At 41.8% G+C, this 12968-nt stretch carries 7 protein-coding genes; 2 read left to right on the forward strand and 5 right to left on the reverse strand.

What is annotated here, in order from left to right:
• The first annotated feature begins 7 nt into the window (after positions 1-7).
• Positions 8-3883 carry an ATP-dependent RNA helicase HrpA gene (gene hrpA / locus BCU94_RS07760; RefSeq protein WP_102476070.1) on the forward strand — a complete coding sequence of 1292 codons (3876 nt, stop codon included), beginning with the start codon at positions 8-10 and terminating at the stop codon, positions 3881-3883.
• A 607-nt stretch (positions 3884-4490) separates the two neighbouring features.
• On the opposite strand, the gene BCU94_RS07770 is transcribed toward hrpA, so the two are convergent.
• The 3 genes from BCU94_RS07770 to ackA all read right to left on the reverse strand — a co-directional run bounded on the left by BCU94_RS07770 (position 4491) and on the right by ackA (position 9166).
• Positions 4491-4940 (reverse strand): hypothetical protein, encoded by a 450-nt coding sequence (locus tag BCU94_RS07770; RefSeq protein WP_102439878.1) that lies wholly within the window; start codon positions 4938-4940, stop codon positions 4491-4493.
• Positions 4941-5747: 807 nt separating this feature from the next.
• Positions 5748-7895: a phosphate acetyltransferase gene (gene pta / locus BCU94_RS07775; RefSeq protein ID WP_102439877.1), complete on the reverse strand. Its 2148-nt coding sequence runs from the start codon at positions 7893-7895 to the stop codon at positions 5748-5750.
• Between the two features lie 71 nt (positions 7896-7966).
• Positions 7967-9166, reverse strand: a complete 1200-nt coding sequence (gene ackA, locus BCU94_RS07780) for an acetate kinase (RefSeq protein WP_102439876.1) — start codon at positions 9164-9166, stop codon at positions 7967-7969.
• Between the two features lie 177 nt (positions 9167-9343).
• Here ackA and yfbV point away from each other — a divergent pair, with 177 nt between their 5' ends.
• On the forward strand, positions 9344-9787 hold the full coding sequence (gene yfbV, locus BCU94_RS07785; protein WP_102439875.1) for a terminus macrodomain insulation protein YfbV: 444 nt from the start codon (positions 9344-9346) through the stop codon (positions 9785-9787).
• A gap of 55 nt (positions 9788-9842) precedes the next feature.
• On the opposite strand, the gene pflA is transcribed toward yfbV, so the two are convergent.
• Complete coding sequence (gene pflA / locus BCU94_RS07790) at positions 9843-10574, reverse strand: pyruvate formate lyase 1-activating protein (RefSeq protein ID WP_102476071.1); 732 nt, start codon at positions 10572-10574, stop codon at positions 9843-9845.
• Positions 10575-10662: 88 nt separating this feature from the next.
• Positions 10663-12945, reverse strand: coding sequence for a formate C-acetyltransferase (gene pflB / locus BCU94_RS07795; RefSeq protein WP_102439873.1), 2283 nt, complete (start codon positions 12943-12945; stop codon positions 10663-10665).
• Positions 12946-12968: the final 23 nt, after the last annotated feature.

Raw genomic sequence — 12968 nt, forward strand, 5'->3', positions numbered from 1 at the left:
ATTAGATTTGAATTCAGATCAACACCCGCTCTCTAAAGCATACCTAAACTCATGTTATCAAACCGATGCGGCTAAAATTCGTCGTCGGTTGTTTCAGTTAAAAAAAGAGCCGCAATCTGAAAAGAAAGATCAACTCCTGGCTAAGTTATCAGAGCAAGCCGTTAAAGCGTTTGATAAAGCCCAATATAGGCTTAATAACATTCCTAAAGTGAGTTACCCTGACTCGCTACCTGTATCGCAAAAACGTCATGATATTGCCTCAGCCATTGCCAATAATCAGGTGGTGATTGTTGCTGGTGAAACCGGCTCAGGTAAAACCACTCAGTTACCAAAAATTTGTTTAGAGTTAGGCCTTGGTACCCGTGGCTTAATTGGCCATACCCAGCCAAGACGATTAGCCGCAAGAAGTGTGGCAAATCGCGTCGCTGAAGAGATAAACAGCCCGCTAGGCGAGGTTGTTGGCTTTAAAGTCCGTTTTGCTGATGCCATTAGTCCAGATAGTTACATCAAGCTAATGACCGACGGTATTTTATTAGCGGAATTGACCTCTGATAAGTTCTTGAATCAATACGATGCCATCATCATTGATGAAGCTCATGAGCGTAGCCTCAATATCGATTTCATTTTAGGCTACTTAAAACAAGTGCTTAAAAAGCGTCCTGATTTAAAAGTTATTATTACCTCAGCAACCATTGATGTTGAGCGCTTCTCGAAGCATTTCAATCAAGCCCCTGTCATTGAAGTATCAGGACGTACTTTCCCGGTTGAGACTCGCTACAGGCCATTAGTCCGTGATACCGATGCAGACCTAGATGTCAGTGACGGTATTTTTTCTGCTGTTGATGAGTTAATGGCAGAAGGCCCTGGTGATATCTTGATTTTCATGAACGGTGAGCGAGAAATTCGTGATACCACCGAAATGCTGCGTAAGCAAAACTATCGCGATACAGAAGTGCTGCCGCTATATGCGCGTTTATCCTATGGCGAGCAATCAAAAGTCTTTAAAAGTCATGTAGGCCGCAGAATTGTATTGGCAACCAATGTCGCTGAAACATCATTAACGGTACCTGGGATTCGCTATGTTATTGATCCCGGCACAGCGCGTATTAGCCGCTACAGTTACCGCACTAAGGTGCAGCGTTTACCTATTGAACCAATATCACAAGCCAGTGCTAATCAGCGCCAAGGTCGTTGTGGTCGTGTTGCGGCGGGTATTTGTATTCGTTTATACGATGAAATGGATTTTATGCAGCGTCCGGAATTTACCGACCCTGAAATCCTGCGTACTAACTTAGCATCGGTTATTTTGCAGATGTTAGCCATTGGTTTAGGCGATATCGCTGGATTCCCGTTTATTCAGCCGCCAGAAGAGAAACACATCCGTGATGGTTTCTTATTGCTTGAAGAGCTACAGGCGGTTAAAAAGCAGCGCAAAGATCTGGTGCTGACAAACTTGGGTCGAAATCTCGCTAAAATCCCGTTAGATCCTCGCTTAGCCCGTATGGTGCTTGAAGCAAAAGATATGAATTGTCTACATGAAGTGATGGTTATTGCTGCTGGTTTGTCGATTCAAGACCCACGCGAAAGACCCATAGATAAGAAGCAAGCGGCGGACGAGTGTCACAAACGTTATACCGATAAAGACTCTGACTTTGCCAGTTGGGTTAATTTGTGGAATTACATTAAAGATCAAAAAAACGAGTTATCGGCAAGCCAATTTAGAAAGCAGTGCCGTGAAGAATATTTAGCCTATTTACGGGTACGTGAATGGCAAGATTTATACACCCAGCTTAAACAAGCCGTGCATGACTTAAAGTGGCGTTTAAATGATACCCCTGCAAGTTATGACAACCTGCATAAAGCCTTATTGTCAGGTTTGTTGAGTCATATTGGTTTTAAAGATGCCAATAACGAGTACCTTGGTGCCCGTAACCGTAAGTTTTTTGTGTTCCCGGGGTCACCACTGGCTAAAAAAGGCCCTAAGTGGATCATGGCAGCAGAGCTAACTGAAACCTCGCGTTTATTTGCTCGCTGCTGCGCCAAAATTCAGCCTGAATGGTTAGAGCCTCTTGCTGCGCATTTGATTAAGAAAAATCATATCGAGCCGCACTTTGAAGCCAAACCCGCTAGTGTTATCGCTTTTGAAAACCAAGTGCTTTACGGCTTAACCGTGGTTAATCGCCGCCGAGTGCAATATGGCCCGATAGAACCTGTGGAAGCGCGGGAGATATTTATTCGCAGCGCATTAGCAGAAGGGCAGTTACAAACCAAAGAACCGTTTTTTGTTAAAAACCAGCAGCTACTTAATGATATTGAATCCCTAGAGCACAAATCACGTCGCCGCGATATTTTAGTTGATGAACAAGTGCTGGTGGATTTTTACGAACCGATAATTCCGCAAGGGATTTATAACGCGCCACTATTTTTTAAATGGTGGAAAGAAGCCCGTAAAGCCTCACCTGAGTTACTTGATTTTAACCAAGAGCTGTTAATGCAGCGCAGTGCTGACCATGTTTCAGCATTGGATTTTCCTGAGATTTGGCATAAAGCCAACTTGGGCTTAAAAGTGAGTTATCACTTTGAGCCCGCGGCGGTTGATGATGGCGTGTCTATTCATATTCCTGTGGCGTTAATTAACCAAATTGATACTGCAGACTTTGATTGGTTAGTGCCGGGGTTACGCGAAGAAAAAGTAGTGGCGCTGATTAAATCATTACCTAAAACCCTGCGTCGTAATTTTGTCCCCGCACCTGATTATGGCCGAGCTTGTGTACAAGCGATGGAGCCGTTTGCAATGCCAATGCTTGATTCTATGTGCAAACAGTTATTAAGAATGACAGGGACCCGTATTAGCGCTGATGATTTTGATTTAAGCCAGTTAAGCGCGCATCTGACAATGAATTTTAAAATTGAAGATGATAAACATCGCTTGGTAGATCAAGGTAAAGATCTCGATGCCTTGAAAGATAAACTGCAAGGTGTGGTGGCTAAAGCCATTCGCAATGTCGCTGAAGATGGCATTGAAAAGAAAGATATTACTACTTGGTCATTTGGCGACTTACCTAAGCAATATCAAAAACGCAGGGGCAACTATGAAGTTAAAGCATATCCAGCGCTAATTGACGAGAAAAGTCAGGTGTCGATTAAACTGTTTGATGATGAATTTGAGGCAGAGCGACATCATAGAGCAGGTTTAAGACGCTTATTGCTGATTAACATTCCGTCACCGGTTAAGCATTTACAAAAAGCATTGCCTAACAAAGCCAAGCTTGCGATGTATTTTAATCCGTTTGGACAAGTACAGTTGTTAATTGACGATATAATTTCGGCATCAGTGCAGCAACTACTTGATGAAAAACAATTAGATGTGCGCAATGAACAGCAATTTGAGCAAGCTAAAGATTGGGTTAGACAAGAGCTTAATGGCTATGCTGAACAAATCTCACTGCAAGTGGAGCAAGTGCTGACTATCTATCAACGCATCAAAAAACGCTTAAAAGGCAAGATCAGCTTAGATATTGCCTTTGCGATGAGTGACATCAACAACCAGCTTGATAAGTTAGTGTTTAGAGGTTTTGTTGAGCATTGCGGTTGGAAACGGCTCGCTGATGTCGGCCGTTACCTTAAAGCGATAGAGAATCGCCTTGAAAAGCTGCCTGTTGACCCAACCCGTGATCGCTTACATATGGTGAGCATTAGTAAACTTCAGGACTTACTTTCAGCGCAATTAGCCAAGGTACCTAAAACTCAACCAGTGCCAGAAGCACTGCTTGAAGCCCGCTGGATGATAGAAGAATACCGAGTGTCTTGCTTTGCGCAGGTACTTGGTACAGCTTATCCTATTTCTGAAAAACGGGTCGTCATGCATATAAAGCAGGCATGATGGGTGACTAATCCTGTTTGTTAAGTTTAAATACCAATAAAAACGCGTAATTTACGCGTTTTTTTATGGGTAAATTTTGCGCCGCCGCGAGTGACAAGTGTTTAAATGCCCTGACAGTGAAATCTGTTGTTGAAGTTAAAATTCTAACAATTTAATGCTAATTTGTGATCTTTTATGAAAGACTTTCAGTTTTAGGAGCGTAAAAATCGTATATAAACGAATATCTTGTATATTGAACATACGATTTGGTAAGTTTTTCGTAATTATTGGTATCATTAAAAGTGTTGGCTTGCTACAATTAGCCTTAAGAAGACCGATGGTTGCGCTTCTCTGTATTGGTAAATGTCACCCCTAATTATAGACATGCCATGCACCTTACAAACGACCTAAGATTGATAGGAGTTATTATGGAAGTTCATGAATATGATAATGCTTATTACCAAGTAAAAGACGATGTTTTAGAGTCGTTACCTACTGAAGAAGAATAAGCGGATCGAACTAATAGTATTAGCTCTTTCACAAGCATAAAAAAAGCAGCCTCAGCTGCTTTTTTTATGCTTAAAATTGGCGAGTCGAGCTAGCTTAACTCACGTTGGCTAAAGACCGCTTACAGGTCAATGCGGCCCTTTTCAGTTATTACGCCAGTGATGGTCCAACGGTTACCGTTTTTAATGAGTTTAATGGTACGGTCATCAACCCAAGGGTTGCCGCCTTTTAAGCCTTCCATTTTAACTTTTACATCAACTTCATCGGTAAATTTGCGGAAAAAGTCGATATTGATATCGTCAACACTCATATTAACCTCTGTCATGGACAGCCCCAACACATGGCGCTGTACTGCTGAGGCAATATGGTAATGGGAGATGATATCTTTTAATTCTTGATTGACATAAATCATGGCTTGATTGATATCTCTATCAACATAAATAGCATTAAAGAATCCCAATGATACTTCTTCAGGGGAGAGTGGTTTTTCTAATCGGCCTTGAGGGTTTTGTTCAGAAGGACTGCAGGCACTTAAAAGTAATAAACAGATAATAACAACGATTTTATGCATGATGAGTTGATAAGGTAAAATAAGATGATTGAGTATCGCTATTTAAAGGCTCAGACACAAGAATAACGCAAATATTCCAGAAAATATTAAATAGATCTTGACTGAAAAACTCAGCCGTGGCATATCTTAGTAACTCAATACTTCGACAGCTATGTATAACTTCATGTTATCCACAAAATCTGTGGACAACTATGTTGAAGACTATATTCTGCCTGCGTAACGTTATGAAAATTAACAGTTATCAATGCTGGTTAAAAAATAACATCATAATTTCCCCCTCGAATCTTTTTACTTTTCACTTGCTTTTTTATCATTTTATCCTTGCATTTGGGTAATAAATCCTTTTAGGTCGTTGAAAATTCAACCCTTGTTTAATGCTGAAACCCTATGCAGATTCATGTCATAAATGCAGTGTGAATAGCGGCGTTCTTGCTGGGGATATTTAGTGGCTTACAGACCACAACAGATTTTTATTACTCGATGACGTATGACGTGCATGGATGAGCAATTTACTGATAATGGCATAGGTTTTTTTACCATAGAAGGTTACTGAGGTATTTTTAAGGTGGTAGCGGTTAATGGCAGGGTATTTTAAGTAGGGGAAGTGAGAGTAGCAAGTTGTAAAGTCGCCTGCTTGTTAGCTTAAATTTTGGTTTTACAGCCTAATAACAGGGCTGTCATTGTTCAGCTTTTGTAATTACGGCTTAGTTTTAAATGAATTTGGCCCCAAAAAAAAGCACTAGCGTTAGACGTTAGTGCTTTTCGGCTTAAAACTTAGCGCAGCTTACATCGCGCTACTTAAAGTCATTAAGCTTGTTCGTTTTGTTTAGCTTGAATCGCAGTCAATGCGATGGTGTAAACAATATCATCGACCAATGCGCCGCGTGATAAATCGTTTACTGGTTTGCGCATACCTTGCAGCATTGGACCAATACTGATCAGATCAGCACTACGCTGTACCGCTTTGTAAGTCGTATTACCAGTATTTAAGTCTGGGAATACGAATACCGTCGCTTTACCAGCTACAGGGCTGTTAGGCGCTTTAGAACGGGCCACATTTTCCATCACTGCCGCATCATATTGTAATGGACCGTCAATGACTAAGTCAGGGCGTTTTTCTTTCGCGATACGGGTTGCTTCACGTACTTTATCAACATCAGAACCGGTACCTGAAGTACCCGTTGAGTAGCTGATCATCGCAACGCGTGGCTCAATACCAAATGCAGCAGCAGATTCAGCTGATTGAATGGCAATATCTGCTAATTGATCAGGGTTTGGATCTGGGTTAATCGCACAGTCACCATAAACAAGTACTTGATCAGGCATCAACATAAAGAAGATAGATGACACTAAGCTTGAGCCTGGCGCTGTTTTAATTAACTGCAGCGGTGGGCGAATGGTATTGGCAGTGGTATTTACTGCGCCTGAAACGATACCGTCAACTTCATCTTGCGCCAGCATCATGGTGCCTAACACCATGTTATCTTCTAACTGCTCTTTAGCGACAACTTCAGTAAGGCCTTTGTGACGACGTAAATCAAGCATACCTTCTACATAGCGCTCACGTGCTTGCAGTGGATCGATGATTTGTACGCCTTCACCTAAAACCACATCTTGTGATGCAGCAATACGTTGAATTTCTTCTGCATTACCTAAAAGTACACAACGGGCAATGCCACGTTCAGCACAAATAGCGGCAGCTTTAATGGTTCTTGGCTCTTCACCTTCAGGCAGGACAATGGTCTTTTTCGCAGCGCGAGCAAGTTCAGTTAACTTGTATCTAAATGCTGGTGGCGATAAACGATGTTCTCTTGGCGAGTTTTCAGTAACGCTTTCAATCCAGCTTTGATCAATATGACTGGCAACATATTCTTGAACGTAGTCAATACGTACAGCGTCATCAACCGGTACTTCATGGTCAAAACGTTGAATATTAAGCGATGTCTGCCATGTGTTACTGTCTACAAGGAATACCGGTAAACCGGTATCAAAGGCACGTTCACACAATGCCATGACTTCTGGTTCAGGCTCGTAACCACCAGTCAGTAATAACGCACCAATTTTCACGCCGTTCATGGCGGCAAGACAGGCTGCGACAATCACGTCAGAGCGATCCCCTGAGGTGACCAATAATGAGTCGGTGCGCATATGAGTAACCATGTTTGGAATACTACGGGCACAGAAGGTCACTTTACGTAAACGACGGGTGTTCATTTCACCGGCATTGATGATTTTGGCATGTAAATGCTTGGCTAAATCAGATGCACGTGGAGACACTAAGTCCAGGTTATATGGCACGCTACCTAAAATGCGTAATGGGCTTTTACCTGGCAGTTGGAACATCGCTGATGAATCAGCTTTGTTAATGTCGGTGTGATCAAATATCTCTGATAAGTCAGGACGTGTTGCGCCTTCTTCATCAACAGGTGCACCAATTTTATTGATGATAGAACCAATAAGACGTTTGTTTTTAACGCCGCCCCAAGAGTTATAAGCGATTTCTAAGCGGTTCATTAGACCGTTAGGTGAATCGTTACCCGGAGTCGCGATGAAAATGATATCCGCATCTAATGCTTTAGCAATTTCAAAGTTAATGTCATCTGAGAAAGGGTGGTTACGCGTTGGCACTAAACCTTCAATAACGATGGTCTCAGTGTTTGATGCACATTCACTCGCGCGAGCAATGATTTGCTCCATGAGTACATCAATTTGCTCTGCACGGATCAGGTTCTCAGCATGTTCCATTGAAAATGGCTCAAGCGGGTTAACCGTTGGAGAGTGACTTAAAATGGTGGTTGAACGTTCAGGGCCGGTATCGCCGTTACGGATTTGCGCGATAGGCTTGAAAAATTGAACTTTAACACCTTTGCGCTCTAAGGCACGTACCATCCCAAGGCTTAATGAGGTTAAACCTACACCTGTGCCGATTGGAATTAACATGATATTACGAGACATAAAAACCTCTAATATAAATTGAACAAAGCCTGTTTAATAACAGGCTTTAAAAAGAATTAAGCAATTAACGATTAAGCAGTGATCAGCTTGATAGCATCTTCTGCGATAACCCATTCTTCGTTAGTTGGGATAACCATCGCAACTGTGCTGCCTTCTTCAGTGATAATACCTTCATTACCGAAACGCGCTGCAGTGTTCTTTTCTGCATTCACTTGGAAGTTGAAAATTTGCAGCATATTAAGTACTTTTTCACGGATGAGATCTGAGTTTTCACCGATACCACCAGTGAAGATAACAGCATCTAAACGACCTAATGGCACAGTGTAAGAAGCAATGTACTTAGCTAAACGGTAGCAGAAAATTTCTAATGCTAAGGTTGCGCCTTTATGGCCATCTTTATAACCGTCTTCAATACCGCGGCAGTCGTTAGTCAGCTCTGAAATACCTAATAAACCACTTTGCTTATTGATTAAGTTATGAACTTCATCAAGGGTGTAACCTAATTGGTTCACTAAATGGAACACGATTGAAGGATCCATATCGCCACAACGTGTACCCATTACTAGGCCTTCAAGTGGTGTTAGACCCATTGAAGTATCAACGCTCTTTCCGCCTTTAATGGCAGTAACAGATGCACCGTTACCAAGATGGGCAACGACAACATTAGTATCAGCAACGTCTTTGTTTAATACTTTAGCGGCTTCGCGGCTAACAAATAAGTGGCTAGTACCGTGCATGCCATAACGACGAATACCATGTTCACGGTATAGTTTGTAAGGAAGTGCATAAACATAAGCACGCTCAGGCATGGTTTGGTGGAAAGCTGTATCAAATACCGCAACTTGAGGAAGTTTTGGGAATGATGCAATAGCAGCGCGAATACCAATTAAATGTGCAGGGTTATGAAGTGGTGCCAGTGATGCACAGTCTTCGATACCTTTGATCACATCTTCAGTGATAAGCACTGAACGAGAGTATTTCTCTCCACCATGAACAATACGATGACCAATAGCTTGGATTTGAGCAGCAAGTTCTGGCTGACCAGCAAGAATATCTTTAACAATAAATTCAACCGCTTCACGGTGAGCAGTAAATGCACCTAAACTAGCTTCATTTTTCGCGCCGTTTACTTTCCATTTAATACGTGAATCTTCTAAACCGAAACATTCCGCAAGACCAGAGATATAATCATCACCTGAAACGGCATCAATAACGGCAAATTTTAAAGAAGAGCTACCACAGTTGAGAACCAATACGAGTTTTTCTGACATGTTGAGACCTTTACATTCTAATCGAACAAAATTTAAATTGATGTGAAACCTTGTTATTTCAACAATCAATCATAGTTAATGATTTACAAATTAGCCGATAAATTTAGCTGAAATTTGGGGCTAAATAGGGCTGTGTGCTATTGTGCATGTATCTATTAATTGATTTAGGGCATACCGTTGAACGTAAAAGTATTCAAAATCATCGGCGATGGTCGACGTTATATGAAAACGTGGCCAATGATCCGACAACTTGGGTTTTATTTCCCTGAATACCGCGTTGTAAGGGCAACCCATTTAGGCATCATGTTCATGCCTTTTTTTGCTATTTTGGCTGCAATGAGCCAAGTGTATGTCAATGGATGGGCGTTTTTGCCCCAAGCCATTGCCATTTTATTATTTTTTATCAGCTTACCTGTTCAAGGCTTGCTGTGGTTGGGCTGGCGTGCAAGACACCCGTTGCCACTGACCTTATTTGATTGGGCTAACCAACTCAGTGCAAAGCTAACCGCAATGGGGATTAGCAATAAACCGTTGGGCCCTAAAGCGTGTTACTTAGATATGGCAGTGATTTTAAAAGTGGCCTTTGACCGTTTAGATCGCAGTTACTGGGAAGAGCTATAGCCTTCAAGGGTTACACACTTTAAAAATGACTGAGTCAATCATAAGTTAGCGAAACTTAATAATTGGCACTTATTCCACGCTCGACGAATACCGCTTTAATGGCTTCCATCGTTTCTTTACTTGGCGGCTCTACACCTTCTAACGGATAGGTTTCACCGAAAGCTTCCCACTTATGGGTGCCAAGCTGGTGGTAGGGCAGTAATTCAACTTTCTCAACGTTTGTCATCGGCTTGATAAAATCTGCCAAGGCAATGGCTGAGTCGATATCTTCAGTAAAACCGTTAACCACAACATATCTAACCCAAGTTTTTTGCTGACGCTTAGCAAGGTGCTGTGCAAATTGCAGTGTGCGTTGGTTGCTCACTTTGGTTAAATCAATGTGTTTGGCATCATTCATTTGCTTGATATCAAGCAATACTAAGTCGGTGTTATCGAGTAGTTCATCGATAATCGGTGTGTATTTTCGAACGAAACCATTGGTATCGAGACAGGTATGCAAATCGTTTTGTTTACAGGCTTTAAAGAGCTCGTTTACGAAATCAGCTTGAAGAATCGCTTCTCCACCAGTTGCTGTAACGCCACCTGATTTTAAGAAAGGTTTGTAGCTGATGATTTGGCTCATGAGTTCATCAACACTGACCTCTTTACCACCATCTAAATCCCAAGTGTCACGGTTATGGCAGTATTGGCATTTCATTAAGCAGCCTTGCATAAAGGTAACGAAACGAATGCCTGGGCCATCTACTGTGCCAAAAGACTCGATTGAGTGAATGCGACCTGTGGTCATGAGAACTCCGAACAAACAAATGAAAAAAGGTTGTGCTAATTAGCAATAGTGACATCACTTATATTAGCACAACCGATTTTAGTTGATATTACATGCTTTTAGTAAAGGTACGTGTAATAACATCTTGTTGCTGTTCAGGTGTTAACGCGTTGAAACGTACCGCATAACCAGACACTCGAATGGTTAACTGTGGGTATTTTTCAGGGTTAACAATCGCGTCTTCAAGCATTTCGCGGTTCATTACGTTAACGTTTAAGTGTTGACCACCTTCACTGTTAGCGTTGCTCATGAAGTAACCATCCATCAATGATGCAAGGTTAGCACGACGTCCAACTTCATCTTTACCTAGTGCATTTGGCACGATAGAGAATGTGTAAGAAATACCGTCTTGTGCGTGAGCAAATGGCAGTTTAGCTACTGATGTTAATGAAGCGATTGCGCCATTTTCATCACGACCATGCATTGGGTTAGCACCCGGAGCAAATGGTGCGCCAGCTGGACGACCATCAGGTGTAGTACCCGTTTTCTTACCGTATACAACGTTAGAAGTAATAGTAAGAATAGACTGTGTTGGAATCGCATTACGGTACATTTTCATGGTACGGATCTTAGCCATGAAACGTTCAACTAAGTCACAAGCGATGTCATCTACACGTGGGTCATTGTTACCAAATTTTGGATATTCACCAGAAATATCAAAATCAATTGCAATGCCGTCTTCGTCACGGATTGGCTTAACAGTACCGTATTTAATTGCAGATAGTGAATCGGCTGCAATTGAAAGACCTGCGATACCACATGCCATGGTGCGACGTACATCACGGTCATGTAATGCCATTAATGAAGCTTCGTATGAATACTTATCATGCATGTAATGGATAGAGTTAAGTGCTGTCACGTATTGTGTCGCTAACCAATCCATTAAGCCGTCTAAACGACCCATTACATCATCAAATTCTAATACTTCTGATGTGATTGCATCTGCTTTAGGTGCAACTTGGATTTTTAGTTTTTCATCAACACCGCCGTTGATAGCGTAAAGCATGGTTTTCGCTAAGTTGGCACGGGCACCGAAGAACTGCATATGTTTACCCACAATCATTGGGCTAACACAACAGGCAATTGCGTAATCATCTGATTCGAAATCAGGACGCATTAAGTCATCATTTTCGTACTGGATTGAGCTGGTATCGATTGATACTTTTGCACAGTAGTTTTTGAAACCTTGTGGCAGCTCATTTGACCATAATACGGTAATGTTTGGCTCAGGGCTTGGGCCCATGTTGTAAAGCGTGTGTAAGAAACGGAAGCTTGATTTAGTTACCAAAGTACGACCGTCTAAACCCATACCAGCAATTGATTCAGTTGCCCAGATTGGGTCGCCTGAGAACAATTCATCGTATTCAGGAGTACGTAAGAAACGCACCATACGAAGTTTCATTACGAAATGGTCAACCATTTCTTGTGCTTGTTCTTCAGTGATAACACCGTTAGCGATGTCACGTTCAACGAAGATATCGATGAAAGTAGAAGTACGGCCCAATGACATTGCTGCGCCATTTTGGCTCTTAACAGCTGCAAGGTAACCAAAGTATGTCCATTGGATTGCTTCTTTTGCATTCGTCGCAGGAAGAGAAATATCACAGCCGTATTTTGCTGCCATTTTCTTGATTTGACCCAATGCACGATGTTGCTCTGCAATTTCTTCACGCAGTTGCATTGTGTAAGTTAAATCTTCGCCAGCTTCAAAACCTGCTTGAAGTGAAGAGAATTGAGCGTATTTATCTTGCATTAGGTAGTCAATACCGTAAAGCGCGATACGACGGTAATCACCAATGATACGACCACGGCCATATGCATCAGGTAAACCGGTTAAAATACCAGATTTACGACAAGCCATAATTTCAGGAGTATAAATATCGAATACACCTTGGTTATGGGTTTTACGTAATTCAGAATAAGTGTATTTAACGTCTGCGTTTAATTCGCGGCCATAAGCTTTACAAGAGCCTTCAACCATACGAATACCACCATTTGGCAGCATTGAACGCTTAAGCGGCGCATCAGTTTGCAAACCAACGATAGTTTCTAAATCTTTATTGATGTAACCAGCATCATGAGAAGTAATGGTCGAAACCATTTCTGTGTCGAAATCAACAGGTGCGTGGGTTGCATTTTCTTGCTTGATGCCAACCATCACTTTTTCCCAAAGTGATTCAGTAGCTGCGGTAGCGCCAGCTAGGAAAGATTCATCACCTTCATATGGGTTGTAGTTTTTCTGAATAAAGTCACGAACGTTGACTTCTGTTTTCCAGTCGCCAGCTTCAAAACCTTGCCACGCATTTGCAAATAACTCTGTTTTATCGGTCATGGTAATTTACCTTCTCGTCAATT

Source organism: Shewanella sp. 10N.286.52.C2 (genome assembly GCF_002874545.1).
Taxonomy (GTDB): Bacteria; Pseudomonadota; Gammaproteobacteria; order Enterobacterales; family Shewanellaceae; genus Shewanella.